Source organism: Bifidobacterium sp. ESL1133 (assembly GCF_058107325.1).
Genome location: NZ_JBYLUI010000006.1, coordinates 91,421 through 117,780, shown reverse-complemented (window position 1 = coordinate 117,780; position 26,360 = coordinate 91,421). Strand labels below are relative to the sequence as shown.

Genomic DNA, 26,360 nt, shown 5'->3' with positions numbered 1-26,360 from the left:
ACGACCACACCCAAGCAGCACCAGACCAAGTGGACACCATCACCTGGACCCGCACCAAAACCACCAACCCGGTCACCGGAACCACCACCTACACCAACTGGACCACAACAAACACCAATGACGGCACCACCAAAACCACCGGCTACTACCCACAAGCAAACAGCCCACACCTCGACGGATGGACCACCACAACCCCCACCACCCAAGCGCAAACCACCCTCCACACCGACGGCACCCCGGCAGCCGACCCAACCAACCCAACCAGTCCCACCGACCCGCAACTCACCAACCGCACCACCGAAATCACCATCTTCTACATACCCTCAGTCAAAGCACTCCCCTTCACCGGAACCACCACCAACACAACCACAATCACACTCACCGGACTTGTTGTTGCTGTCGTACTTGTCGCGGTCTCCTCGATACTCCGTCGCCACCACAACTCTCTCTCAACACGGTAGACGACGGAACACAGGGTGGATGGCACAACTCCACAGCTGTCACCATCCACCCCACACAACCCAACGCACCAGAACCGTCACCAAATCTATTTCACCGACGGTTCCGCAGCGCACTGACACCGCCACGCAACACAACCGACACTGCCACCACTTCAACGACGGTTCCGCCGCACAACAATACGCCTGCGCACCAAAACCGACGCTGAATCTATTTCACCGTCGGTCCCGCTGCGCAACAACACCACCACGCAACACAACCGACGCTAACCGCACTTCACCGTCGGTTCCGCCGCACGACAATACCTCCACGCAACAGAACCGACGCTAACCGTACTCTAGTGACAGCTCTGCAGCAGCAGACCTGTGCAGCCTGTGCAGCCTGTGCAGCCTGTGCCACTTTGTTGCAACCTGCACAACCCGCGCAAACCGCGCAAACCACTGCAACCTCTGCATCACATGCCGGCCAGATCGCCGACATCTAGCCGGTAGAGCTCACGGAAACGGTTGTTCGTTTGGTACAGTTCGGATGGACGCCCCTGCATGGCAATGTGGCCGTTCTCAAGGAACACTACCTGATCCGCGTCTTCCAGCCCCTGCAAATGGTGAGTAACCCACAACAGCGTGCATTCACCGGCGGCTTGCATCACCATATCCATGATGCCGCGTTCGGTGATGGGGTCGAGGCCGATGGTCGGCTCATCCAGCAGCACCACCGGGCTTGCCTTAAGTACGATGCGCGCCAAGGCAAGCCGCTGCCGTTGCCCACCGGACAGGCTCTGCCCGGCTTCCGCCACCGTGGACTCGATACCCTCGGGCAGCGCCCTCACCGTATCGTCAAGCTGCACCGCTTTGAGTGCGGCCCACACGTCGTCGTCACTCGCCTCAGGAACGCCGACACGCACATTGTATGCCACAGACTCATTGAACAGGAACGCCTGCTGATTGAGGTACCCGAAGATGCGGGGGCGTTCGTCTTGCAGTGCGGCCACAGGGATGCCGTTAATGAGAATCTCACCGGCATCGGGCCGCAAGTCGCCCAGCAGCAGCTGCAGAATCGTGGTCTTGCCTTCACCGGAAGGACCAAGCAATGCCACCTTCTCCCCCGCTTTGATATGCAGGGAAAAATCGTCGAGCAGCACTGGCTGCCCCGGCCCGTAGGAGAACGTGACGTGGTTGAAATCGATGGTCTGCAACGCACCGTCGAGCTGACGTTGCTCCACCGGTTCCTCCTGTCGCGCTTCCACACGTTCGCTCAAGCCATTGAGGTGTGAGAGCGAATCCGTGTAGAGAGGCACTTCCGCCACTGCCTGAGCCACAACGATGAAGCAGTCCACCAGAGGGAACACCGCCAGCACCACGGCTGCCGCCCAATTGGCAAGCGACTGAGAGCTGGTCATAGTGAAGCTGGCTCCCACCAGAAGACCTGCCGCAATGAGCGCGAAAATCATTTGAATGGCAAAATTGCGCCACCGCTCAAACCGCTTCTGCTGCGTCTTGCTGGCGGTGATTTGTACGAACTCTTCACTGCCGATTGTGGAGAAGCGAGCGTTCTTGTGGCTGATTACCCAGTCGCTCAGCCCCAGGTAGCTTTCGGTTACCGCAGTGTATTCGTTGCGCTGCTGCGCTTTCTCACTCAGGTAATGACCGTCGGAGAAGTTCAGCGAAATCATGGGGATAAGAACAAGTACCAAAGCCAGCATGATGAACAGCAGCAGGCTGGTGATCCATGAGAACACACCCATCGCCACGGTAACTGCCAGCCACACCACATATGCCACGATTGTCGGGAAAATGGTACGCAGGTAGAAGTCTTCCAGATGGTCCAAGTCATCGGCCAACAGGCTCAGCACAGCACCTGTGCGCTCATGTTCACTGAGGAATGCAGCGTCTTTGGAGAGCGTGCGATAGAGTTGCACGCGCAGTTTGGAGACCACATGCAGCACCCAGTCATGGCTTTTGAGGCGTTCCACATATTTGAACGTTGGACGCCCGATGCCGAACGCACGGGTGAGCACGATAGGCACGTAGACCATGAGAATATTGTATGGGTGGCGCGCCGAACGACTGATGAGGTAGCCGGAGGTGAACATGAGTCCGGCACCGCACACAAACGTCATCACGCCAAGAAAAAAGATGAAAGCGAGCTTGCCCTTGTGCTGCTTGAGATATGGCCAGAACCAGTGGTCATGGTCCCAGACCGCATGGTAATCGGTGTGCCGCGTGTGCCGGGCGTCCCCTGTCTGCGCCTCGACACGACCGGTCTGTGCTTCGCCCGCACCGGTGGTATGTATCTGTTCTTCGCCATGCACCGCCGGCGACGTGCCGCGCCGCTGTTCAGTCTGCGCTGACACACCATCGCCCGATGTCTTGTTCTTGCTGTCATTCCGCTCGCTCATGCGCTCACTCACCGTCCTCGTCCTCTCGCTCGTTCTTGTGCTGCGTCGCTGCCTGAGACACGCCTTTCGCACCGTTATCCATGCCCGATTCCCGACGATAACCATCGATGCGATTGCCGCCCATCTGCACGATAAGCTCGTCGAGTGGGCCCCCAGAGCCGATCAGTTCTTCCGGAGTACCGGATTCCACCACATGCCCGTGATCGAGCATCACCACTTGGTCCACATTGGACAGCCAGTGCAGGCGGTGTGTAGCGAAGATGACAAGATGGCCTTCCATGATGGGCAGCAGCGTCTGCTTCAGCTCATACTCGGTTTCAATGTCCAAATGTGCGGTAGGCTCGTCGAACAGCAGAATCTCACGAGACTTGTCAAGCAGCACACGTGCCAACGCGATGCGCTGCGCCTGACCACCACTCACACCCCTGTTTCCTTCTCCGATGCGTGTCTCCAAACCTTCCGGCAGCTGAGCAAGCCAGCCGTCAAGGCCAGCTTGGCGAGCAGCCTCAGACACGGCTTGTTCGGTGGCGTCTTCAACATAGAAACGGATGTTGTCAGCGATGGTGCCGCTGAAAATGTAAGGGGTTTGCGGAATATAGCTGACATGACGCTGCCATGCCGGAGCGTTGAAGTGGTGCAGTTCATGGCCATCCAGTTCGATGGCGCCTCGTTGGGGCTGGTTGAACCCAGCCATCACGTCCACCAGAGTGGTCTTGCCTGAGCCGGAACGGCCTATCACCGCTACTTTGGCGAAACCACTGACATCCAGCGATACATCATGCAGGGCGTCGTCCGGTTCATGGATTCCATCCTCCGGCACATCTCCGTCGCTGTTCCGCGTCTTGGCAGGGCGCTGTTGCTCCACTGCTTGCATGGCCGTGGAATGTCCGGCTGATTGAGCGTCGCTCTCTTCGGCCTTGGCACCATCGTAAGCAAAATCCAAGCCGCTGATATGAAGCTCGCTGTGCTCGTTCCAGCCATCCCATTCCAGGCTTTCGTCCACATCCGGATCAGGCGTGTTCAAGAACGCCATCACGTCCGACATGGCATTCTTGCCGTCCAGGGTGGCATGGTAATTTTCGCCGAACTGACGAATGGGCAGGAAATAATCCGGTGCCAAAATAAGTGCGAGCATGGCGGGAGCCAACGCCATCTTGCCGTCGATCAGATCGATGCCAAGAAACACCGCCATGATGGCGATGCCCAGCGTGGCGAAGAAGTCCAACGCAAAGGTGGAGGTCATGGCCACGCGAATCACGCTGATGGTACGTTTACGGAACTGCTCGCTCACACTGTAGATCTCGTCCTCGTACTGCTCGCTCACGCCCAGCATCTTCAACGTTGGCAAGCCAAGGATGCTGTCCACGAACTTGGAGTTGAGGATGCGGAACTGTGCATACTGTTTGTTGGAACGGTCTCGCGAGGCAAGCCCGAGAATGGCCATGAAGAAGATGAGCAACGGGAACATGAGCAGCAGCACCAAACCACTCACCCAGTGCTGAATCCATACGTATACCAGAATGACCGGTGGAATGAGCATCATGTCAGTCATCTTCGGCAGCACAATCTGCAGGTAGTTCTTCACCTGGTCAAGCCCGTCAATGAGCATGGTCACACTGGCACCGGTGCCACGCTGGGCGAGAGAAGCAGGTCCCAGACGGAATACCTTCTCTTGGATGCGCGGGTGCAGCTCGGTGACCACCGCGTCCGCTTGGTTGGCAGCAAGGCGCTGCTTGGCCACGTCGATAAGCTGACGCAGCAGATAGCAGGAGAAGAATTCTGCCAATGGTCCCCACAGTGACGAAACAGTGTGAAGCTTCCACACTTGAACAAGGCCGCTCGTCAATCCGTGCGCCTGTCCGACAATACAGAACGCCTGTACCAAAGAAAGCAACGACAGCAGCCCCAACGTACGCCGTACTCCCGTAAATGTAAACAAACTCTTATCAATCACCGTATCATCCCAACTGTTGCCGCATCGGTCTTGTGCCGATGCCGGCCCAACGCCGTCTCCTAGGCACCTGCCGCGCAAATCTGACAAAGCCCGAACCATACAGCAATGCCCGGAACCTGTAGATAAGCGCAATACAGCACTTCTATACTACAAGGCACCGGGCATTAAGCCAGCACATGGCCGCAAGTTGTGCGGCCGTTCACATTCAGGCTTGTGCAGCCTGTGCTGTGGCAGGCGAATCGCTCACCAAACGCTTGCGCTGGAGGAAGTAGCTCCACGCAAAGTAAATCAGCACAATCGGCAGCAGCACGCACAGCACGACCGTCATGATCTGCAGTGTGTACGGCGAGGCCGAAGCATCCTTGGCCAGCAAGCTCAGCGAGGAATCCTTGGCGATCATGACGCGCGGGAACAGCCCGTTGAAAATGAAGGCGATAATGCCCATCAGCGTCACGCCGCTGGAGATGAATGCCCAGCCGCCGCGCCGCTTGGTGACCGCCACATGGCCGCCTACCGTGGCCACGAGAATCACCACGGTGATGAACAGCGTAGAGAAGGTGCGTGCCTGGTAGAAGTCGGTCATGAAGAACACCAGAATCACGAAGAGCACCAGTGCCGGGTAGGCGATCCAGTACAGCTTCTCGCTGATGTTGAGCATGTGGCGGGAACGTTCGGCATCCAGCTTCAGGCTCAGGAAGTGCAGCCCATGCAGGAAGCAGAAGAACACTGTGGCGATGCCGCCGACCACGGACAGCCAGTTGACAACACCGAAGAAGCCGATGCGTGCATTGCCTTCAGCATCCATGGGAACCCCCTGGATGAGGCTGGTGAGCATCATGCCCAAGAGGAAGGGCGCCACCGTGCTGCCGATGAAGTTGGCCCACTGCCATACATTGCGCTCACGATCGGTGATGGCATGCCCGGCGAACTCGAAGGAGACACCGCGCAGAATAAGACCGACCAACACAAGGAAGAGCAGGATGTAGTAGCCGGAGAACAGGCTGGCATACCACAGCGGGAACGCTGCGAACATCGCACCGCCTGCAGTGATGAGCCATACCTCATTGCCGTCCCAGTGTGGGCCGACGGCACGCATGTACAGCGCACGTTCGTCACCGCTGCGAGCCACCAGGCGTGTGGCCATGCCCACGCCGAAATCCAGTCCGTCAAGGAACAGGAAAATCGCGAATACCAATGCGATGACGAAGAACCACAGCAGTTGCAGGAAACTCATGCCGTTCATGCCAGTGCCACCTTTCCTTGTGCCGAAGCCTTGTGAGCAGCCTTCTCAGCCACCGGTTCGGCCTCGAACTCCTCTTCCTTCTCCAGCGCCTCAGGCCCCTGATGCAGGGTGCGACGCGCGTAGAAGATCATCACGCCGCCAAGCAGCACGAAGAGCAGGAAGTAGACGATGTTCGTGAAGAGCAAGCTGCCCACCGTGGCCGTCGGCGATACACCGTCGGCGATGGTCAGCAGGCCGTAGACGAGCCACGGATAGCGGCCGAGCTCGGTGATGAGCCAGCCACCGGTGGTGCCGATGAAGGGCAGATACATGCAGATGCCCAGAATCCACAGCTTCCAACGGCTGTCGGCAAGCGTGTTCTTGGACTTGCGGGTGAACCACAGCGCCAGAATCGAAAGAATCAGCGTGGCGAAACCGACGGCGGCCATGAAGCGGAAGCTCCAGAACAGCACGTTGGTGGGCACGTAGTAGTTCATGTCCGAGCCGAACTTGGCGTCGAACTGCTGGTGCAGTTCCTGGTTGACGGTGTTCATGCCCTTGACCGCTCCGCTGAGCTTATGGTAGGCCAGCAGGGAAAGCATGGCGGGAATCTCAATGCCCTTGGTGGTCTTGGCCTGCTCGTTGATCAAACCGATGAGGGTCCACGAGGCCGGGTCTCCCGAGTCGTCGTACAGACCTTCGGTGGCCGCGAACTTCATCGGCTGGTCGTCGATAATGAAACCGGTCTGCAGATCGCCGGCGATGATGACCAAGATGGAGGAGACCAACGCAATGATGGCGGAGACGCGCAAAGAGCGCACGTAGAACGCCTTGTTGGCTGCCTGCTTCTTGTTCAGCAGACCGAAGGCGCTCATGCCAACCACCACGAAGCTGCCGGTGAGCAGCGCGCCGGTGATGACGTGCGGGAAGGAGCGCCACAGCTGCGGGTTACCGATGATGGCCGCGAAATTGGTCATCTTGGCATGCCCGTCCTTGGGGTCGATCTTAAAGCCGACCGGGTGCTGCATGAAGCTGTTCGCTGCCAGAATCCAGATGGCGGACAGCGTGGAACCCAGCCAGGTGAGCCAGATGAAAATGACATGCACGCCGGGCTTGAACCGCTTCCACGTGAACATCCACACACCTACGAACGTGGACTCCATGAAGAACGCGAGCAGCGCCTCAATGGCCAGAGGCGCACCGAAGATGTCGCCCATGAAGCGCGAATAGTTGGACCAGTTCATGCCGAACTGGAACTCCTGGATGATGCCGGTGACGATGCCGACCGCGAAGCTCAGGAGGAAGATATTCCCCCAGAACTTGGCCATACGCTGATACACGGCCTTACGCTTGAACACGTACAGCGTTTCCATGATGGCCACCGTGAACGCCAAGCCGATGCTCAACGGCACGAAGAAGAAATGGAATACCGTCGTCATCGCAAACTGAAAGCGCGACAGTCCCAAAACCGTCATGTGTCTCTCCCTTCTCTCTTGTCTAACCTCTAAACCCTTTAAAGACTAGTTGCTTTCCAGCATAGTCTTCACATTCGCCAACTCCAGCACGGAGCGGTCGTTGACGATCTTCTTGACGATCTGCACCTTGGCACCCTTGAGCTTCATGTGGCCGAACGCATCAAGCGAGGCGATGCCGCAGTGCGGGCCTAGCGAGCACACGGTGCCCAGGCTCTTGTACACGAACTTCTTGGTGGGCTGGCCGTTCATCGTGGCCACCAGGTTCGCCGCAGCGCAATCCGCCTGAGCGATGGAAATCTGGCCTGTCGTCGGGTACAGGCGACCGTTTGAAGGATCCTTGACTGCCGAAACGTCGCCGATGAGGAACTCGTTCGGTTCGCCGGCCACAGTGAGGTCGTCCTCCACCACCACGCGGTTGCGCTTCTGGTCGTAGCCCGAACGCGCGATGACTTCGCTGCCGCGTACACCTGTGGCCCAAATCACTGTACTGGCAGGATAATCCACATCACCACAGGACACCCCGTTGTCACGAACTTCGGTAATCGAAGTGGCTACGTGGAAGGTGACGCCGTGGCTTTCCAAGTACTTGACGCCCCAGTTGGAGAGCTTTTCGTCGAACATGGGCAGCAGGCGGGGCGAAGCCTCGATGCAGTCAATCTTGATCTTGTCTGCAGGAAGACTGTATTCCTTGACCAGATGGGGCATGCGCCATACCAGCTCGCCCAAGTATTCGATGCTGGTGAAGCCGCCACCGCACACCACGATGTGCAGGTCGTTCTCGTCATGACTGGTGTTGTATCGCTTCAGGTTGTCTTCGAGCTCACGGCGAGCGGCAAGTGCCGTATCGATGTCAACCAGTGAATAGCCGTATTCGGCAGCGCCAGAGATACCGAACGTCTCGGATTCGAAGCCCAAGGCATTCATGAGATAATCGTAGGCAACCGGTTCGCCGTTCTTGAGGAGCACCTTGTGGTTTTCTCGATCCACCTGCGTGACCTCGTCGATGATGACCTCGACGTTCTTCGGCGCCACCTCACGAATGTTGAATGTTACATCCGCAGGATCCTTGGTGCCGGCGGCCACCTGATGGAGCTGAGTGGACTCATAGTGGTATGGATTCTTGTTGATCAGTACGATGCGCGCATCGATGTGAGCGTGTGCCAACTTCTTCACAGCCCGCATGCCTGCGTAACCAGCGCCGAGGATAACTACGGTTTTCATTCCCGTTTCCCTTCTCATTTCATGACGAAACCGGTGCGGTAATACCGCCACCGGTTTCCAGCATCTCATTCGTCTTTGCCGAGACACATGGTATGGTGGACTATGAACAACGCGACATAATCACCTATGTCCCATCACTCATCGTTTAGATTCCAGTATACCACTGCATTTACCGCATAATTGCAACGATGAAGGCACGCGTAACGTGTTTTTCTACCAGCACGCACCCCGCTCCGGAAAACAGGCATCCGCGGCATGACTCTCACAGCGTAACCACGCCCATATCATGTGTGCCGAAATTCACAGCCTGCGCCTGGCGGCGTACCGAGAGATTGTTTGCACCTTCGCCTCATTGAACCGATATGCGCGAAGGCTGCGAATATGCGAGACAGCGGCGTTGTCTCCTGCAAGAACGGTATTGTCTCCCGCAAAGCAAGACCATTGCACTAGTATAAGTGACATCGGGCGTCGCACATACGGCAACACACACGCAATCCAGGAGGCGATCATGACCGCAACATCATCGTTGGGCGAATGGCTCAAGACCGAACGCGACCAACGCATCTCCCACGGCGTTTACTACTGGACGTCCATCCAGCTGACGTACAACTCCAACCATATGGAAGGCAGCACCCTAACCCGGCGTCAGATGCAGCAACTGTACGACACCGGCACCTTGACTCCGGCCGACGATTCCACCCCTATCCGCGCGGATGACATCATCGAAACGCAAAATCACTTCCGCCTCTTCGATCTGATGCTCGACCATTACCAGGAGCCGTTGAGCCACAGCATGGTCACCGGCATGCATGCCGTGCTCAAAGCCCGAACCAGTCAGGAACTCAGGCCGGACATGTGGGGAGTCGGAGAATACAAGCAGCACCCCAATCAGATAGGCCTGTTCGATCCAGTCACCACCACACCGCCGAATCGTGTGCGTCCCGCCATGGAGGAGTTGTTCTCACTCATGGACGAGTTCACCGGCACCGACGGACAACTCGCCCATTTTCACGCGGCTTTCGAGCGCATCCATCCCTTCTCAGACGGCAACGGTCGCATTGGCAGAATGCTCATGTTCAAGGAGTCGCTGCGAATAGGAGCACTGCCACCGGTTATCTTCGATGATCAGAAAGCACCGTACCTTGATGCTTTGGCAAACTGGACGGCAAGCACACCTGAATCATTGAGCAGGTTCATGCACGACAGCCGAGCACGATACCGCGACGAGGTACTCAACCAGTTCGATGCCGGCAACGAATTCATCTACGATTTCGCATCAGTTACCGACACTGCGGATTTTGACGCCCAGACGCAGCCAGGGCAGGCACAGCAACGGTAACACAACAACAACGTCAGTGTGCGGCCGGTAACCAAAAGAGCTCGGCCGGTAAACGGAAGCCTACCATATGAAAAGCGGACGGGGCGAGATTCGAACTCGCGGTGGGTTTCCCCACAACGGTTTTCAAGACCGTCTCTTTAGACCGCTCAGACACCCGTCCGTGCACATCTTGCGTGCAAATCGCAACTATAGCAGACCAAGTAGCCAACGACAACACTGGCAACGCTTCCACGCCATGGATGTCGATCTGCTACGCCATCTCAAAAGCCTCTTTCCCGCGAAAGCGTTGAGGTCTGATATGCCTTGTTTTCGAGTAAGACTCGGCCTAGCGGCCCGGAGCGTTCGAAAACAAGGCATATCAGACCTCAACGCGACGCAAGTTTAAAGAAACCCTACGCCTCCCACCGAGTCGGTTCAATCACCTCTCGGCCTCCCATGTACGCCCGCATGGCCTGCGGAATGACAATGGAGCCATCCTTCTGCTGGTGATTTTCAAGAATCGCCACCAGCCAACGCGTAGTGGCCAGCGTGCCGTTGAGCGTAGCGACGGAGCGTGTGGAACCGTCTTCCATACGCTCGCGGATGTTGAGACGACGCGCCTGATACTCGGTGCAGTTGGAGGTGGAGGTGAGCTCACGGTAGCGACCTTGCGTGGGCACCCAAGCCTCGTTGTCGAACTTGCGTGCAGCGGAGGAACCAAGATCGCCGGCAGCGGTGTCGATGGTGCGGTAGGGCACTTCCACTTTGGCCAGCATCTCCTCTTCCATGCCCAGCAGCTGCTGGTGCATGTCGTGTGCTTCTTCCTGCTTGCAGTAGACGAACATCTCCACTTTGTCGAACTGATGAACGCGGATAATGCCCGAGGTATCTTTGCCCGCGGCACCCGCCTCACGCCGGTAGCAGCTGGACCAGCCGGTGTACTTGAGCGGGCCGTTCGACAGATCGAGGATCTCATTCTCATGCATGCCGGCGAGCGCCACTTCCGAGGTGCCGACCAGATACTGGTCATCGGGCTCACGCAGACGGTAGATTTCGTCGGCGTGAGAGTTCAAAAAGCCGGTGCCGGCCATGACTTCGGGACGTACCAACGTAGGTGTGATGGCCAAGGTAAAACCGGCCGCTTCCGCCTGGTCGACCGCCATGGTCAGCATGGCTATCTGGAGTCTGGCCACCGCACCGCGCAGGAAGTAGAACCGTGAGCCGGAAACCTTGGCGCCGCGCTTCATATCGATGCCCGCTACGCCCTCACCCAATGCCAGATGATCTTTGGGCTCGAATCCTTCAGCCGCGAAGTCACGAATGGTACCGACCTTCTTGACGACGACATAATCGTCTTCGCCGCCTTCCGGCGCCTCGGGCTCCACCACGTTGGAAAGTTTCCACATCGCTTTCGTGTATTCGCCGGAGGCCGCATCCGCCTGAGCTTTGTAGCGCGAAACCTGCTCGGCCAGCTCTTTGGTCTGTGCGATGAGTTGCGCTTTCTCATCGGCAGCTGCGGATGCCACCTGCTTGCCGATGGCTTTTTGTCGAGCGCGCGCCTCTTCGAATTCCTTCAGCGAAGAGCGCCGCGTCTCGTCTGAGCTCAGCACTTCGTCGACGAGCTCCACAGACTCTCCGCGCTTGCGCTGGGACTCCTTCACCACGTCGGCATGTTCACGAATGTATTGGATATCTAGCATGATTTGAGTTTACTGTTTCAAGCCGACACGCAGGCGGCTCGCGCGGATCTTCGACGACTCGCAGAGCGCGTAATCGTTTCTCGCTCGTACTAGAGTGGAGGCATCTCTGCAGCCCAGACCAAGGATCGGTATCCATGCCTCTTGCCACAGCCATTGTCCTCGCAGTCGCGCTGGCCGCGCTCGTGGTGCTGGCTGTGGTACTGGTGCAACGTCATCTCAAACGCGAAGCCCGGGATCGGGAGCTGAGTGCCAGAGCCGGAGACCAAGTCCATTACGCGTTTGTGATCAATCCGTCCAAGCCTCGAGCCCAGCAGGCCAAAGCGCAGATTCGCCAGTTCTGCCGTACTCATGCTTTGGGAGACCCTGCTTTTTTCGACACCACACTGGACAAGGATGGTCGCGCTTGCGCACTCGAGGCGCTGGAACAGGGTGCCGACGTGGTGATTGCCGTGGGGGGCGACGGTACAGTGCGCACCGTGGCGAGCGCGCTGAGCGGGTCCGGTCATGCGTTGGGCATCATTCCCATCGGTACGGGCAATCTTTTTGCGCGCAACATGAACATTCCGATTGACGATATCGACGCAGCGCTCACTGTGGCCACGTCCCTCGGCGGAACGCTCATTGATGTGGGGCGCATGTCTTTGCTGGACGATGAGACCGAGACGCACCCTCACGCGTTCCTGATCATCGCCGGCATCGGTTTTGATGCGCAGATGATTGACGATACCGACCCGAAGCTCAAGAAAAGCCTGAGCTGGTTGGCCTATTTTGCCGGCGGTATGAAGAACCTGTTCGCGCCCAAGTATCGTGGCGACGTGACGATCACCAAGGCCGATGGAACAACGCACACCACTGCCGGCTTGGAGTTCCGCACGTTGATGAGCGGCAATTGCGGGCAGATTCCGGTCTTTTCCCTCATTCCGGATGCCAGCTATGACGACGGCCTGCTGGATTTCGAAATCATCGACACCACAGGCGGCCTGCTGGGTTGGGCCAACCTGCTCGGCGATGTGATGCACCAGACCATTACCGGCAAGGCGCAGCAAAGCCCGCTGTCCACCAATTCCACCATTGATCAGATTCAGGGTGTGTGCGCTGAAGTGCTGTTGAAGAAGCCCGCTCTGGCCGAGGTGGATGGGGATACGCTCAAGCGGACGCGTCATATCCGTTTCACCGTCGAACATCGCTCGTTGTTCGTGCGGGCCCCGCAGCCCGGTGAGGGTGAGAAGGTTGCGGACGAGAAGGTTGCCGCTTAACCGCCAAGGCGGCGCGTTGACAGCACCCAAGCACTCTTTAACCCCAAATGTGCACACAATATATCATCAATCGCTCAAAATAACACAAACTTGAACATGATATGCAATCGTGGCACAATAGAGGCATGGTAGCAAACAATGCGGGTATGCCCGCCACCCCATCCGACCTGATTGACGTAGACACAGTCATTGCCGACTACTACGACGCCATCCCAGACCCTTCCGTGCCCGAGCAGCGGGTCTCGTTCGGCACTTCCGGCCATCGCGGCTCCTCACTGAAGATCTCGTTCAACGAGGCACACATCGTGGCAATCTCCCAAGCCATCGCCGAATACCGTCGGCAGGCCGGCGTAAACGGCCCGCTTTATCTGGGGCGCGACACTCATGCGCTTTCCGGCCCAGCCGAGCGCACTGCCATCGAGGTGCTCGTCGCCAACGGCGTGCACGTGCGCATCGATGCACGTCAAGATTTCGTCCCCACCCCAGTAATCTCCCAAGCCATCTTGACCCACAATCGCGCCGCAGACGGTTCCCAGCGGTTCACCGGAGACGGGCTGGCCGACGGCATCGTGGTGACACCTTCGCACAATCCTCCCACCGACGGAGGTTTCAAGTATGACCCCGTCACAGGAGGACCAGCCCCTGCTGAAGTCACCGAGCAGATCGCAAGGCGCGCCAACGAGCTGCTGGGGCATTTCAAGGACATCAAGCGCATACCCTACGAGCAGGCCGTCAAGTCCGAGTTCGTCGAGCGATTCGACTTTAGAGAACACTACGTGAGCGACCTCGGCAATGTCATCGACTTTGAGGCGATCCGATCGTCCGGCGTTCGGCTGGGCATCGACCCTCTGGGCGGCGCTTCGGTGAACTACTGGCCGCTCATCAACGAGACATATGGTTTGAACATCGACGTGGTGCGTCCCCAAGTGGATCCGACTTGGCGGTTTATGACGCTGGACCACGACGGCAAGATCCGCATGGACCCCAGCTCCGTTTATGCCATGAAGGGCCTGGTGGACTCGCTCGACAACGGCGCTTGGGACAAGTACGATCTGGTGGGCGGCACTGATCCCGATGCCGACCGGCATGGCATCGTTTGCCCGGACTGGGGTGTGATGAATCCCAATCACTACTTGGCCGTATGCGTGGAATATCTGTTCGGCGGCAACCGCCCGGGCTGGCCCGAGGGCACCGGCATCGGCAAGACGCTCGTCTCCTCCAGTCTCATTGACCGCGTGGCCTCCTCGCTGGGAGCCCCGCTGGTGGAAGTGCCTGTAGGGTTCAAGTGGTTCGTCGACCCGCTCTTTACTGGAAAAGTGGCATTCGGCGGTGAAGAGAGCAGCGGTATGAGCTTCCTGCGCCGCGACGGGCACGTGTGGACCACCGATAAAGACGGTCTCATCCCCGACTTGCTGGCTGCCGAAATCACGGCTAAAACTGGCCAAAATCCTGCACAACTGCACCAAGCACAGATGGAGCGGTTCGGCGAGAGCTGGTACCAGCGCGTCGACACCCCCACCACGTTGGAGCAGAAGCAGAAGTTCGCCACCATGAGCGCTGATGACATCACTGCTGCCACACTAGCCGGCGAGCCCATCGAATCTGTGATGACCACGGCTCCTGGCAACGACGCTCCCATTGGCGGCCTGAAAGTGACCACGAAAAACAATTGGTTCGCCGCCCGTCCCTCAGGCACGGAGAACATTTACAAGATCTACGCTGAATCGTTCGACTCGCCAGAGACTCTGCAAACCGTACTGAGCGAAGCGGAAACGGTGGTGAACGCCGCGCTGGCATAAGAGCGACTTGCTGGTGTTGGTGGCGCCATATCAGTTATGTATGAGCGTCAGCAACACCATGCCCCAGACACGCGTTCGTCATTCGCGGTACAGTAGTGCGCAGTATGACGCACATATGGGGTGAGCGCGCCCGACGACGTTCCCATCCCACGCAAGCGATTGGCTGAGTGCTCTATATTTTCGAACGCTCCGGGCCGCTCGGCCAAGTCTTTACTCGAAAATATAGAGCACTCAGCCAATCGAGTCGAAACGTTTAAGGAACTATGACCTATGATTACAGTCTCCACTGATGGCAGCGCTCTCGGCAATCCGAACGGCCCGATGGGCTGGGCGTGGGCCGACCATGATGTGGATGCGGCACGCACGCCCGGCCACAGCCATGACGGCGACTGCGATGCCGGCGGCGCTACGAACGGCACCAACCAAATCGGCGAGCTAGTGGCCGTACTGGAGGCTTTGCGCGCCCACCCTGGCGATGAACCGCTAACTATCGAAACCGACTCGCAGTATGCCATCAACTGTTCCACCAAATGGGTTAAGGGTTGGAAAAAGAACGGGTGGAAGAACTCGCAAAAGAAGCCAGTCAAGAACGCGCCGCTGATCAAAGCTATTGACGCTGAGATTGCCGACCGTGAAGGCCCAGTAAAGTTTGTGTGGGTCAAAGGACACAACGGCAATCCCGGCAACGAGAAGGTGGACGATCTGGCGCACACCTATTCTGGGGACGCGCGCAGCGGCGTGAAGGACGGGTACTTGCCCTTAGAAGGTTGGCAGTCGCTGCTGGCCTCGGACTACGCGCGCGGCGTAGATATTCCCGCCGACGCTCAGCTGCTTATTGATGGCGAGATTACCAATGAGGAGTACCATCTCGGGCGCGGCGAATCGTCAGGTTCAAGCGCTGCTACCAGTGCCCCAAACAGCGAGTTTGCTGGCGCAACGCCCGGCAGTCGTTCTTCGCATACCAGCCGCACGCTCAACGATCTGTTCGACGAACCCGAAGGAGTGCCCGACTATGACTTCGGACATTCTTCTTCTAGTAATTCCAGCAATTCCAACGATTCTACGAATGCCAGCTCGTCCTCTCATCAAGTAGCTGACGATGCTTCCGACGTGCAGCAGAATACAGACGAATCTGCGACACCTCGCTCCCAAGGCGCAGCAAACGTTTCCCGCGAGGCAAATGATGGTGCCACCAGCGCCGCAGCAACCGGCAGTAGCAAGAGCAACAACACTGCACCAGCGTCTGCTCATCAAAATGCTCCAGCTCTCAGAGCCTCAAGCCTGAACGCCTCAGGCCTCACCGTTTCCGGCACGGTGCAGGTCTCCCCTCCGCCGTCCAGCAGCGCCACTTACACCGGTCAGCCCAAGCATCTCCACGGGTTTGTGGAAGTGGACGCGATGGTGGCAGGCGACGGCACGGTCACGCTCCAAGCTGCTCCCTTGTTCATCGGCGGGGCTAACTAGGTATTCACTCCCGTTGACCGCACGCGGCAGCGGCATACGCCAGACTTTGCGCGCAACATCAAGCGCCGATAAAGTACTGCAAAACCGGTAGTATACGAGAGAGATACCTCACATGGACGGCCAGGATTGGCCTCCACAGCAGTAAGGAGCATGATGGACAAGGCAGAACAGGATCGGCTCAAGCAGGCCGCAGGCATCGAAGCGGCGAAGATCGTGGAGAACGGCATGACCGTCGGTCTCGGCACCGGATCGACCGTGAAATTCCTGGTGGACGAACTCGGCCGCCGCACCCAAGAGGAAGGCTTGCAGTTCACCGGTGTCACCACATCCCGCCGCACACAGGAGCAGGCGGAGGGCTACGGCATCAAGATCATGGATATTGACGACGTGGATCACATCGACGTCACCATCGATGGCGCTGACGAGGTGGACAGCAATTTCAACGGCATCAAGGGTGGCGGCGCAGCCTTGCTGTGGGAGAAGATCGTGGCCACGAACTCCGACAAGATCGTGTGGATCGTGGACGAGTCGAAAGTGGTGGACACCATCGGCGCATTCCCCCTGCCGGTCGAGGTAATCCCCTTTGGCGCAGGCCACGTGGTGAAGCTGTTCGAAGAAAAGGGTTACAAGCCGGTGCTGCGGCTGGATGGCGACGGCAAAGAGGTACGTACCGACGAGAACAATTTCGTGGTGGATTTGCACTTGGAACGCATCGACCAGCCGGAAGCGTTGGCCGAAGACCTTATCAACACCGTGGGCGTGGTGGAGCACGGCTTGTTCCTGCACATGGTAGACACGGTGATCGTAGGCAACCCCAACGGCCCGCGTGTCATGCAGAACAGCAATAAGTAATACCGCACGCTCAGCCTCGCACCGGCCGATATCACCGCTCTAGGAGGGACGGCCGGCAGCGATGGCAGCAATAACTCAAGTCCGGCATACATCCGAAGTTATAGGGATGCGTGCCGGACTTTTGCATGCTATCGCGTGAGTAGCTGTTGCCGAGCTACTCGCAGAAAACCTACTTGAGTTTGGCGATGGCCTCGCGCGCAGCAGCGTAATCAGGTTCGGTACCGATTTCGGGAACCTGCTGGGTGTAGGCCACGGTGCCATCGGAGTTGATGAGTACCACGCAGCGTGAGAGCAGGCCACGCATGGAGCCGTCGTCGATGGTCAGGCCGTAATCTTCGCCAAACGTGGAGCGGAAGGCCGAACCGGTGATAACTCCGTCGATGCCTTCAGCACCGCAGAAGCGCGCGGTGGCGAAGGGCAGGTCCTTGGAGACGCAGAGCACGGTCACGTCGTCGAACTCTTCGGCCACCTTGTTGAAATTGCGCACTGACATGGAGCACACATCGGTGTCGATGGAGGGGAAGATGTTGAGCACGATCTTCTTGCCGGCAAGGCTGGCGGAATCGAAGTCGTTGAGGTCTTTGTCGGTCAGAGTGAATGCCGGGGCAGGAGAACCTACCTCGGGGAGTGCGCCGACGGTTTGTGTGGGATTGCCATCCAATGTAATTTGTGTCATATGGCCATTCTCCCACAGCCCGGCTGCAACCACCATTTACGCTGTCGGCAAGGGCGAACGGGCGCAACAGCGCATTCATGTCACGGCACTTGACCTTACCGCCAGAACGCTTGTTACCGATGTCACAGAGCTGTAATAAACTATAGAAATATGTGCATGTATGCAGTACTTTGCTGACATGCCTGCATCAATGAAGGACTCGACAATGTGTCGTTGTGGTGTTTGGACACAGAAAGAGAGATTGCTATGTCTCCCATAAGCCACGGTGTGACGAATTCGCGCCAAGGCCATACTCTTGCCGCTGTTGTCACCATAATGGTAGCGGTTGTATCCCTTGCCGGAGGCATCACCGCCTACGCGTCGTCAGTTTCCAGCACAAGTGCCGACTCTGCAGATAGCACCACCGCAACTTCACCTGCCGCTTCCGCAAGCTCGGCAGAAGCATTAAATATCACCCCCCCCCAGCGAGTCTGAACCTCTAACTTCCAGCACACCACTTCTAGATTCTTCCAATACCAGTCAAAACAGTACAGACGCCAACGCAGACGCTGATACATCGTCGACAGCCGATGCAGAGTCTTCGCCAAATCCAATATCTCCCGTCATATCTACACTCGGTGACGGCGCATGTATTACCACCAACATAGATTACAGAAATTTCAAAGTCACAGCTGTTGATCTGCCAAAAGGCAGCCAGAACCCTCACACAATCGACCAAGCCGAACCAGGCGCGTTGTACACATGCATCTACCACGCTTACAGCACCACGCAATTCAGATACTCCAACGGCACCGCCACACAAGGCGACACTTCACAAAACATCACACTCACCACCGCAGCATTCACAGAAAGAGCACGAGTATTAAAAGTGAAGCCGGGTTACCCTGTAGATACCTCTAAATCATATACAATACAGTGCTACTTTAACTCAACCGTACAAGGAACAGACTTCTCAAAAGCCCCGTATTATACCGGCTTGAGCAAACTCAAGTTTTTGTCTTCCGGGAAAAACAGCGATGTATATAATGCTACTTGTCCTGCGGCTGTGGGTGCAGTGTACCAACTCAACGGCAACTACCCAACCAACACCAGCGTGCAACCCTCATACAACCAAGTCTACGCACCAAACATCCCCGGCTACGACATCACCGTCACCAACGGCACCTACAACCCCACCACACGCATGGTCACCATCCCCAACCCCGTCAACACCAACGGAACCCCAGTCTACGGCAACAACCTCATGAACGCCACCAACGCCATCACCACCATCACCTACCACAAAGCAGCAGCCAACGCCACCATCCACTGGAACATCAACGGAACCGAAAACACCAACATGCAACAAACCTTCAACGGATACCAAGACGACCCCCTCAACACCGTCCTAGCCACACGCATCCCAGCAGGCTACTACGCACAACCAGCAAGCCCAGGCCTATCATGCAACGATTCTACCTGCACCATCAACACCACCTACCAGCCAGGACACACCGACTACTGGATCAACTGCTCAAAACTCATCACCGAAACCCAAACCAAAACACAAACACGCACCATCCACTACCAACACAACGACCACACCCAAGCAGCACCAGACCAAGTGGACACCATCACCTGGACCCGCACCAAAACCACCAACCCGGTCACCGGAACCACCACCTACACCAACTGGACCACAACAAACACCAATGACGGCACCACCAAAACCACCGGCTACTACCCACAAGCAAACAGCCCACACCTCGACGGATGGACCACCACAACCCCCACCACCCAAGCGCAAACCACCCTCCACACCGACGGCACCCCGGCAGCCGACCCAACCAACCCAACCAGTCCCACCGACCCGCAACTCACCAACCGCACCACCGAAATCACCATCTTCTACATACCCACCATCAAAGCACTCCCCTTCACCGGAACCACCACCAACACAACCACAATCACACTCACCGGACTAGTAACCGCTGTCATACTTGTCGCGGTCTCCTCAATACTCCGTCGCCACCACAACTCTCTCTCAACACGGTAGACGACGGCCACAAAGGGGTGGCTGGCACGGCAACCCTGCCCACACCAACCACCCCTCACACTTCCACCAACACCAACAACCAAACCCGCCAGACTTCCGTCGCCAGCCACAACCTCTCTCACCGGCAGACGACGGAACACAGGGTGGATGGCACAACTCCACAGCTGTCACCATCCACCCCACACAACCCAACGCACCAGAACCGTCACCAAATCTATTTCACCGACGGTTCCGCAGCGCACTGACACCGCCACGCAACACAACCGACACTGCCACCACTTCAACGACGGTTCCGCCGCACAACAATACTTCCACGCAACCAAACCGACACTAACCAGACTCTATCGACGGTTCCGCCGCACAACAATACGCCTGCGCACCAAAACCGACACTGAATCTATTTCACCGTCGGTCCCGCTGCGCAACAGCACCACCACGCAACAAAACCGACGCCAACCGCACTTCACCGTCGGTTCCGCCGCGGCTCAGCACCACCACGCAACAAAACCGACACTAACCCCACTTCACCGACGGTTCTGCAGCATAGCAGCACCGCTACGCGTTGGATACGATTCACTTACTCAATGCTCGACAGCGAACAAATCACGCCATTACCATACGCACAGATACGATAGTCTTCCTCAGCAGTACCGCATCCACACATGAGGAGGCCCGCCCCACAAGTGCAGGACGGGCAGAAACATGAGCCACAGGAGCATACTTCTCAATACCTGCAGCAGCTCCCCTACTTCAACTCGCTGTCACCGCCTCTTATGGCAAACCAGCACAGCGCCAGTATCACTACATCAGCAACACCAGGATGCACTTTAGCGGCCAGTACAACCGCCAACACCATCATCAACTCAACTAACGAAGCCGAACCAGGCCCCTCATTCTTACTACGCATGCTACGCATGCCTTTCTACTACAGTCGCGCCCTTCTAGGCGCGACTACTGTCACGCCGACGATTGCCGACCGGCCGATCGCCTTGCCCGTTACGGAAGACGTTCGACAAGCTCAAGCCTATCATGTATAGTAGGTTCTGTCAGTTGATGGACGCCCGTTAACGTTTCCAACTTTTGAGGCGGCGACACACTTCTTACACGGAAACGGTTCCCAACTGATAGGGCAGCTTCTTACTCTGTCCTCATACCTTCGGAGGGGTCTCAATTACGATTGAGACCCCTCTTTAATTCTGAAACCCCACCACAGACCTCGCAACATACAAAAGGCTCGAACCCAGAAGGTTCGAGCCTTTACTCCTTGCGTATCGCTAGGATACCGCAGACCGTCGCTACTTGCGCTGGTGACGAGTCTTACGCAGCATTTTGCGGTGCTTCTTCTTGCTCATCCGCTTGCGGCGCTTCTTGATGACGGAACCCATCTGAAGCCTCCATTCCTAGACTATACGATTGCAACTTTCCCTACTATACACAAAGAAGCCGACTTTCACGCTGCCCACTGTGCACACCATCCACTGCGAGCTCACCGACCACCGTGCACGCAGCACAGCCACACAGCACCTACTTGCGCGAACCTCCACCCGTGCAAGCTTTCCGTCTGCAGCGCGAGTTCCGCCCACAACGAGAAACTCCCGCCTACAACGGGAACTTCTGGTAGAAGCGCAGCACCGAATCCTTTGAGCCCGTGGCCTCGAACACCACTGTGTCGTTGCGCCACACGGCCGTGGTGGCGCCACTGTGGCTCTTCACCTTGGCATCAGCGCTGCCGTCTTTCTTCTCATCGCCAGCACCAGACGCATCACTCGATGCCGCACCATCATTCTTGCCCGATGTCTCCTTGACCACATACGCACCAGTGACATTGCCGGAAACCTTCACATCCCCCGAAGCCACATCTACACCGGACAGACCTTTGGAGAGCGTCTCATACTGCTTCTTGGCCTTGTCATCGCTTGGCCACTGGGCCACGCGAACCTCAACATCATCGGCCTTTTTACCGGTCGAATAAGTCATGGCATATTCCTCCAAAGGCGTGGATGCTTTCCACCCATCACTCGGAGAGACCTCAACGCGCGCAAAATTAAGCACGCTATCGGGCATGGACTTGAGCAATTCCGTGGACCCCTTCGGCAGCTCCTTCGCTTTGATGGAAGGGGTGGTGGGAGCGGATGCGCTTTGCTCAGGAGCCACCGGCTGAACGTTCTTATTCAACGCCCACCCGGGCCACACGAATGCGGACAGCAGCGCCAACACCACCACAACGGCGGCGCACGCCACCACAACAATGAGTTTGCGGTGGGAGGAAGACTTGTGATTGCTCGTCATAGACCTCATTGTTTCATAGCGGGCTGACGCTTACTCGCGCATGGAAGCGCTGCCTCCAACCTTCTTTGCGGCTTTGCGACTCAACTGTTGCGCCAGTTCAGACGCTCGCTCCCCGATACGCTGAGCTGCGTCCTCATCCCCATTGCCTACAGCCTGCCAGTAGTCGATTTTCAACGAAACGTACTCACGCCGTGCCTGGAGGAATGCTCGTTCCTCATCCAACCGGTTGCGCTGCCGTGCCAGCAGCTCCATCTCGACGCGAGCACCCACCTGTCCATTCTCCCGGTTGGCCATATATGAGCGCATATCAGCCAGAGGCATGCCGGTGGCATTGAGACAGGCCACAGTGGTAAGCGCGGCAAGATCGTCGTCGCTGTAGGCTCGGTGCCCTGATGAGGGGTCTCGCACAATGCCTGAGATGATGCCGATCTGCTCGTAGTAACGCAGTGTGCTTTCGGGCAGCCCGCAATACAGTGATGCTTCTTTGATGGAGTGCCACTGGCGTTGAGTGTTACGCTCGTCGTTCATGCTAGGCCAGCTTTGCATATTCATGCTCATCCACTGGTTCAAGCCAGTCGGTTGGTGTACCGGCAGCCATCACAGCGATGTGCGCGAAGGGGCTGTTGGGGCTGGCTCCGTGCCAGTGTTTGGTATCTGCGGGAACGACCACTACGTCGCCAGGCTCCATGCGCCGTACAGGTTCGCCTTCCAGCTGACAGTAGCCCACTCCACCCACGGCAAGAAGGATTTGTGCCGCACCGTGGTGCACATGCCAGTGGTTGATGCACCCGGGTTCGAAGGTAACGTTGCTTACGCCCACATGCTCGTCTCCGCCCAGCGGTGCTAGGTAGCTTTGGCCGGTGAAGTACTGGGCGTAGGCGTCGTTGGAGTCGCCGAGCGGGAATGGGCTGGGGTTGGTGGATTCGGTGATAGGCACGGGTGCTCCTTAATTGTTGAAGTACTATGCTGTGAAGCAATATGAACAGACTAAAAACTTCAAGTACTTGAAGTCAAACCGGCACTACTTCAACATCGTGTCCACATATCCACATCTTTGCTGTGCAAACAGCATAATCCACTTATCCACAGCTTTGGTTTCCAAACATCCTTACCACACAGTCCACACGATTCACACAGCTCACACAGTCAACATTGTTCACAACGCCAAGGTTTGTCCACAAATCCACATATTCGCCAGTTCGACTTGACCGGGTCGGCCGGCACGGCTAGCGTCGGAACCATGGCAAAAAGCACAACGCAATACGTCTGTTCCGAATGCGGGTGGAATGGGGCAAAGTGGTACGGGCGCTGCCCTGAATGCGGGCAATGGGGCACGGTTGAGGAGTTTCACGAAGCGCGACCGTCAGCTGCAAAACGCACCGCAGCTCAGGGCCGCACCTCGCGCACTCAAGCTGGTGTTGCTCCCCTAGCGGGTGCCGCAGCGGCCACACCGATCACCGGCATCAGCGCCGACGCCGAGCAGCGCACGTCCACCGGATTTTCCGAGTTCGACCGCGTGCTGGGCGGTGGCATCGTAGCCGGTTCGGTGGTACTGGTGGCAGGCGAACCCGGCATCGGCAAATCAACGCTGCTGCTCGAAACCGCAGGCAACATCGCCCGTTCCAAACCCGGGCAACCGGTGCTTTATATTTCCGGAGAGGAGTCCCAAGCACAAGTGCGCATGCGCGCCTCGCGCATTGCGGCTCTGGAACCGAACCTGCTCATGGCCGCCACCACCGACCTGTCCACGGCCTTGGCGCTCATCGAGCAGCATAAGCCGAGCCTAGCCATTGTGGATTCGGCGCAAACCATCGTCTCACAAGATGTTGATGGCATCTCCGGCGGCTCCACTCAGGTGCGTGAGGTGGCGAGCGCGCTCATCGACACCGCCAAAACGATCGGCGTCCCGGTCATGCTGGTGGGGCACGTGACCAAGGACGGCACCATCGCCGGGCCGCGCACGTTGGAGCATCTGGTGGATGTGGTCTGTCAGTTCGAGGGCGACAGCCAGACGGCACTGCGCCTGCTGCACGCGAACAAAAACCGCTTTGGCCCGACCGACGAGGTGGGCTGTTTCGATATGTCGGGCGAGGGTATCGAAGAGGTCACCGACCCTTCCGGCCTCTTCCTTTCCACCGATGATGCTCCGGTAGAGGGCACGTGCGTAACATTCACACTCGACGGTCACCGCAGCCTGCCCATCGAGGTGCAGGCGTTGGTCACCAAATCGGTGCTCCCCACCCCCAGACGCAACACCAACGGCATCGATCAGAACCGTCTTGCCATGCTTTCGGCTGTTCTCTACCGCCACGGCAAGGTCAATCTGCTCGCCAACGATCTGTATGTCTCCACCATCGCCGGTGGTTTGGCCAAAGAACCTGCGTGCGACTTGGCCATCGTGTCTGCACTGGCGAGCGCGTCAAAGGCCCGCCCGATCGACCGCGCCACGTGTGCGATCGGCGAGATATCACTGACCGGACAGGTACGCCCCGTCCCCCAGCTGGCACACCGGTTGAACGAGGCCGCTCGTTTGGGGTACACCAAGGCCGTGGTCCCGGTAACCCGTGGCCGTCAACGCACATTGAAGGCAGTGCCGGGATTGGAAGTGGTGGAGGTGTCGTCGCTACGCGACGCGTTGGACGCGATGGGACTGTAATCGGGTGCCACCCGCCCGCTACAATGGGCATGGCAGTTCCTCTTGTTAGCACGCTGGTTCGTTGCCGCAATGGCACTGCTGACCCACATTCGTTCACAACCCACATGCAGGTAAGGAAGTCACCATGGCCAACAGCATTCCTTTGGAAGACATGAGCGAATACGCTCGCAACGCAGTGCACACCCTCGACCTTGAGCCACACCCGGAAGGTGGCTGGTACAAGCAGACATGGCTGAGCCAGCAGGCTTCACAAGGCACGGTCGATGGTGAAGACAAAGGCCGACCGCTGGCTTCGCTTATTTACTTCCTGCTGGCCCAGGGCGATGCGAGCGCTTGGCATAAGGTGGATGCGGATGAGATTTGGCTGTGGCACGGACCTGCCACGGTGACCTTGGAGTTGGGCGGCAGCGGTGATGCTCCTGACGATGACCCCAAGCAGATCACCCGCGTAATGCTGGGGCAGGGCTTGGCTGACGCTGACAACGCTCGCCACGGCAACACTGCTGCCGCTCCCGATCAGGAACCGGTGGGACAGTATGTGATTCCCAAGGGGTACTGGCAGCGCACTGTTCCCGGCACCGGAGACGCCATCGTCTCATGTGTGGTAAGTCCTGGGTTCTCCTTCGACGGGTTCACGCTCGAATAGCCTCATTGCGAGCAATCCGCCGCCATGTCTGTATGCGGCACGCGCAAGAACGTAATGGTACGAAAACATAATGGTGGCGATGTGCTCCGGTGCGACTGGTGCACATCGCCGCTATTGTTTTGAGCGACTGTACGTTCAGAGACGTTCTGCCATCTGGCGCAGTGTACCCAAGGTAACGTCGGCGGCGGCGTCGGCCGCACGCTGCATGCTGCGCTGTTGGGTGTTCAAGTCACTGTAGGAATCACCGCACGGGTTGCTGATGCCGCGAATGCACAGGAACGGCACATCGCAACGAGCACATACCTGACCTGCCGAAGCCTCCTCCATGGCCTCGCCTTCGGCATCGAAGCGCGCTATCAGTTCGCGCAGTACATCCGGATCGGTGTTGAACCGATCGCTGGTAGAAAGGTTACCCACCACATAACTGGGCTGATGGTCGGCACTCACGTGGGCGTCCAAGGCCAGCGTTCCAGCCATCGCACTGCCTTGCTCGCGCAGTTCGGCCTGTGAGGCCACACGGTTGAGTCCAAGCTCCTGCGCAGCGCGTTCGGCATCGGCGACCAGTGCGGGGTCCGAGGGGAAGAATTTGAGGAACGGCTCGCAATCGGCGATGACTTCCATGTTGCTTTCCGCATAGTGCTGCTCACGCGCCACCACTACATCCGCAATGTCTAAACCAGGGTTGATGGAACCGGCGATGCCGCTGAAAATCAGAGCCTGCGGGTCGTAGCGGTCGATGATGAATTGGGCAGCGGCAGCCGAGTTGGCCATCCCCATGCCTCCCATGACCACCACCACATGCTTGCCGGCATACATGCCGGTCGTCACTACGTTGTGATGGATGGTCTCAGTGGTGGCATCTTGCAGAGATTCGACGATTTTTGCGGATTCCTCAGGAATCGCACATTGCACAGCAACAGTAGGAGTACTCATAGCTCTA

Annotated in this window: 21 protein-coding genes and 1 tRNA gene; 9 read left to right on the top strand and 13 right to left on the bottom strand. The window is 57.8% G+C overall.

Annotation, left to right across the window (positions count from 1 at the left end; translation table 11 throughout):
• A partial coding sequence (locus tag AC3B5A_RS07200) for a mucin-binding protein (protein WP_489799988.1) occupies positions 1-461 on the top strand: 461 nt, incomplete at its 5' end.
• Positions 462-913: 452 nt separating this feature from the next.
• Here the strand turns inward: AC3B5A_RS07200 and cydC are convergent.
• The 5 genes from cydC to AC3B5A_RS07175 form a co-directional block, all read right to left on the bottom strand.
• Positions 914-2,857 carry a thiol reductant ABC exporter subunit CydC gene (gene cydC, locus AC3B5A_RS07195; RefSeq protein ID WP_489760702.1) on the bottom strand — a complete coding sequence of 648 codons (1,944 nt, stop codon included), beginning with the start codon at positions 2,855-2,857 and terminating at the stop codon, positions 914-916.
• Positions 2,858-2,861: 4 nt separating this feature from the next.
• Positions 2,862-4,811 (bottom strand): ABC transporter ATP-binding protein/permease, encoded by a 1,950-nt coding sequence (locus AC3B5A_RS07190; RefSeq protein WP_489799987.1) that lies wholly within the window; start codon positions 4,809-4,811, stop codon positions 2,862-2,864.
• Positions 4,812-5,016: 205 nt separating this feature from the next.
• Positions 5,017-6,054 carry a cytochrome d ubiquinol oxidase subunit II gene (gene cydB / locus AC3B5A_RS07185; protein ID WP_489799986.1) on the bottom strand — a complete coding sequence of 346 codons (1,038 nt, stop codon included), beginning with the start codon at positions 6,052-6,054 and terminating at the stop codon, positions 5,017-5,019.
• Positions 6,051-7,508: a cytochrome ubiquinol oxidase subunit I gene (locus AC3B5A_RS07180; protein ID WP_489799985.1), complete on the bottom strand. Its 1,458-nt coding sequence runs from the start codon at positions 7,506-7,508 to the stop codon at positions 6,051-6,053. The genes cydB and AC3B5A_RS07180 overlap by 4 nt, the downstream gene beginning before the upstream one ends.
• A gap of 45 nt (positions 7,509-7,553) precedes the next feature.
• Positions 7,554-8,729 carry an NAD(P)/FAD-dependent oxidoreductase gene (locus AC3B5A_RS07175; RefSeq protein ID WP_489799984.1) on the bottom strand — a complete coding sequence of 392 codons (1,176 nt, stop codon included), beginning with the start codon at positions 8,727-8,729 and terminating at the stop codon, positions 7,554-7,556.
• Between the two features lie 508 nt (positions 8,730-9,237).
• On the opposite strand from AC3B5A_RS07175, the gene AC3B5A_RS07170 reads away from it, so the two are divergent.
• Positions 9,238-10,068 carry a Fic family protein gene (locus AC3B5A_RS07170; RefSeq protein ID WP_489799983.1) on the top strand — a complete coding sequence of 277 codons (831 nt, stop codon included), beginning with the start codon at positions 9,238-9,240 and terminating at the stop codon, positions 10,066-10,068.
• Positions 10,069-10,143: 75 nt separating this feature from the next.
• Here the strand turns inward: AC3B5A_RS07170 and AC3B5A_RS07165 are convergent.
• Positions 10,144-10,228, bottom strand: a tRNA-Ser gene (locus AC3B5A_RS07165).
• Positions 10,229-10,460: 232 nt separating this feature from the next.
• Positions 10,461-11,747: a serine--tRNA ligase gene (gene serS, locus AC3B5A_RS07160; protein ID WP_489760696.1), complete on the bottom strand. Its 1,287-nt coding sequence runs from the start codon at positions 11,745-11,747 to the stop codon at positions 10,461-10,463.
• Positions 11,748-11,881: 134 nt separating this feature from the next.
• Here serS and AC3B5A_RS07155 point away from each other — a divergent pair, with 134 nt between their 5' ends.
• The 4 genes from AC3B5A_RS07155 to rpiA all read left to right on the top strand — a co-directional run bounded on the left by AC3B5A_RS07155 (position 11,882) and on the right by rpiA (position 17,118).
• Entirely contained in the window at positions 11,882-13,003 is a 1,122-nt protein-coding gene (locus tag AC3B5A_RS07155; RefSeq protein ID WP_489799982.1) for a diacylglycerol/lipid kinase family protein, read from the top strand.
• A 125-nt stretch (positions 13,004-13,128) separates the two neighbouring features.
• Positions 13,129-14,802 carry a phosphoglucomutase (alpha-D-glucose-1,6-bisphosphate-dependent) gene (gene pgm, locus AC3B5A_RS07150; RefSeq protein ID WP_489799981.1) on the top strand — a complete coding sequence of 558 codons (1,674 nt, stop codon included), beginning with the start codon at positions 13,129-13,131 and terminating at the stop codon, positions 14,800-14,802.
• A gap of 270 nt (positions 14,803-15,072) precedes the next feature.
• On the top strand, positions 15,073-16,266 hold the full coding sequence (locus AC3B5A_RS07145; protein ID WP_489799980.1) for a ribonuclease H family protein: 1,194 nt from the start codon (positions 15,073-15,075) through the stop codon (positions 16,264-16,266).
• Positions 16,267-16,419: 153 nt separating this feature from the next.
• Positions 16,420-17,118 carry a ribose-5-phosphate isomerase RpiA gene (rpiA, locus tag AC3B5A_RS07140; protein WP_489799995.1) on the top strand — a complete coding sequence of 233 codons (699 nt, stop codon included), beginning with the start codon at positions 16,420-16,422 and terminating at the stop codon, positions 17,116-17,118.
• A gap of 169 nt (positions 17,119-17,287) precedes the next feature.
• Here the strand turns inward: rpiA and tpx are convergent, their stop codons facing one another.
• Positions 17,288-17,794, bottom strand: a complete 507-nt coding sequence (gene tpx, locus AC3B5A_RS07135) for a thiol peroxidase (RefSeq protein WP_489799979.1) — start codon at positions 17,792-17,794, stop codon at positions 17,288-17,290.
• Between the two features lie 1,045 nt (positions 17,795-18,839).
• Between tpx and AC3B5A_RS07130 the strand changes: the two genes are divergently transcribed.
• Positions 18,840-19,829, top strand: a complete 990-nt coding sequence (locus AC3B5A_RS07130; protein ID WP_489799978.1) for a mucin-binding protein — start codon at positions 18,840-18,842, stop codon at positions 19,827-19,829.
• A gap of 1,295 nt (positions 19,830-21,124) precedes the next feature.
• Here AC3B5A_RS07130 and AC3B5A_RS07125 read toward each other — a convergent pair.
• The 4 genes from AC3B5A_RS07125 to AC3B5A_RS07110 all read right to left on the bottom strand — a co-directional run bounded on the left by AC3B5A_RS07125 (position 21,125) and on the right by AC3B5A_RS07110 (position 23,055).
• Positions 21,125-21,214 (bottom strand): 30S ribosomal protein bS22, encoded by a 90-nt coding sequence (locus AC3B5A_RS07125; RefSeq protein WP_003817716.1) that lies wholly within the window; start codon positions 21,212-21,214, stop codon positions 21,125-21,127.
• 214 nt (positions 21,215-21,428) lie between these two features.
• Positions 21,429-22,118 (bottom strand): hypothetical protein, encoded by a 690-nt coding sequence (locus AC3B5A_RS07120; protein ID WP_489799977.1) that lies wholly within the window; start codon positions 22,116-22,118, stop codon positions 21,429-21,431.
• 30 nt (positions 22,119-22,148) lie between these two features.
• Complete coding sequence (locus AC3B5A_RS07115; protein ID WP_489799976.1) at positions 22,149-22,646, bottom strand: MerR family transcriptional regulator; 498 nt, start codon at positions 22,644-22,646, stop codon at positions 22,149-22,151.
• A gap of 1 nt (position 22,647) precedes the next feature.
• Positions 22,648-23,055 (bottom strand): cupin domain-containing protein, encoded by a 408-nt coding sequence (locus AC3B5A_RS07110; protein ID WP_489799975.1) that lies wholly within the window; start codon positions 23,053-23,055, stop codon positions 22,648-22,650.
• A gap of 303 nt (positions 23,056-23,358) precedes the next feature.
• Between AC3B5A_RS07110 and radA the strand changes: the two genes are divergently transcribed.
• Positions 23,359-24,774 (top strand): DNA repair protein RadA, encoded by a 1,416-nt coding sequence (gene radA / locus AC3B5A_RS07105; protein WP_489799974.1) that lies wholly within the window; start codon positions 23,359-23,361, stop codon positions 24,772-24,774.
• A gap of 124 nt (positions 24,775-24,898) precedes the next feature.
• A complete protein-coding gene (locus AC3B5A_RS07100; protein ID WP_489799973.1) occupies positions 24,899-25,420 on the top strand; it encodes a cupin domain-containing protein in 522 nt (173 codons plus the stop codon).
• 135 nt (positions 25,421-25,555) lie between these two features.
• Here AC3B5A_RS07100 and AC3B5A_RS07095 read toward each other — a convergent pair whose 3' ends face one another.
• On the bottom strand, positions 25,556-26,353 hold the full coding sequence (locus AC3B5A_RS07095) for a 5'-methylthioadenosine/S-adenosylhomocysteine nucleosidase (RefSeq protein WP_489799972.1): 798 nt from the start codon (positions 26,351-26,353) through the stop codon (positions 25,556-25,558).
• Between the last annotated feature and the right edge of the window lie 7 nt (positions 26,354-26,360).

What these genes read in the sequence shown, in the direction of transcription:
- cydC (WP_489760702.1), bottom strand. Translation starts at nt 2,857, where the DNA reads ATGAGCGAGCGGAATGACAGCAAGAACAAGACATCGGGCGATGGTGTG.
- cydB (WP_489799986.1), bottom strand. Translation starts at nt 6,054, where the DNA reads ATGAACGGCATGAGTTTCCTGCAACTGCTGTGGTTCTTCGTCATCGCA.
- AC3B5A_RS07180 (WP_489799985.1), bottom strand. Translation starts at nt 7,508, where the DNA reads ATGACGGTTTTGGGACTGTCGCGCTTTCAGTTTGCGATGACGACGGTA.
- AC3B5A_RS07175 (WP_489799984.1), bottom strand. Translation starts at nt 8,729, where the DNA reads ATGAAAACCGTAGTTATCCTCGGCGCTGGTTACGCAGGCATGCGGGCT.
- AC3B5A_RS07170 (WP_489799983.1), top strand. Translation starts at nt 9,238, where the DNA reads ATGACCGCAACATCATCGTTGGGCGAATGGCTCAAGACCGAACGCGAC.
- serS (WP_489760696.1), bottom strand. Translation starts at nt 11,747, where the DNA reads ATGCTAGATATCCAATACATTCGTGAACATGCCGACGTGGTGAAGGAG.
- AC3B5A_RS07155 (WP_489799982.1), top strand. Translation starts at nt 11,882, where the DNA reads ATGCCTCTTGCCACAGCCATTGTCCTCGCAGTCGCGCTGGCCGCGCTC.
- pgm (WP_489799981.1), top strand. Translation starts at nt 13,129, where the DNA reads ATGGTAGCAAACAATGCGGGTATGCCCGCCACCCCATCCGACCTGATT.
- AC3B5A_RS07145 (WP_489799980.1), top strand. Translation starts at nt 15,073, where the DNA reads ATGATTACAGTCTCCACTGATGGCAGCGCTCTCGGCAATCCGAACGGC.
- rpiA (WP_489799995.1), top strand. Translation starts at nt 16,420, where the DNA reads ATGGACAAGGCAGAACAGGATCGGCTCAAGCAGGCCGCAGGCATCGAA.
- tpx (WP_489799979.1), bottom strand. Translation starts at nt 17,794, where the DNA reads ATGACACAAATTACATTGGATGGCAATCCCACACAAACCGTCGGCGCA.
- AC3B5A_RS07125 (WP_003817716.1), bottom strand. Translation starts at nt 21,214, where the DNA reads ATGGGTTCCGTCATCAAGAAGCGCCGCAAGCGGATGAGCAAGAAGAAG.
- AC3B5A_RS07120 (WP_489799977.1), bottom strand. Translation starts at nt 22,118, where the DNA reads ATGACGAGCAATCACAAGTCTTCCTCCCACCGCAAACTCATTGTTGTG.
- AC3B5A_RS07115 (WP_489799976.1), bottom strand. Translation starts at nt 22,646, where the DNA reads ATGAACGACGAGCGTAACACTCAACGCCAGTGGCACTCCATCAAAGAA.
- radA (WP_489799974.1), top strand. Translation starts at nt 23,359, where the DNA reads ATGGCAAAAAGCACAACGCAATACGTCTGTTCCGAATGCGGGTGGAAT.
- AC3B5A_RS07100 (WP_489799973.1), top strand. Translation starts at nt 24,899, where the DNA reads ATGGCCAACAGCATTCCTTTGGAAGACATGAGCGAATACGCTCGCAAC.
- AC3B5A_RS07095 (WP_489799972.1), bottom strand. Translation starts at nt 26,353, where the DNA reads ATGAGTACTCCTACTGTTGCTGTGCAATGTGCGATTCCTGAGGAATCC.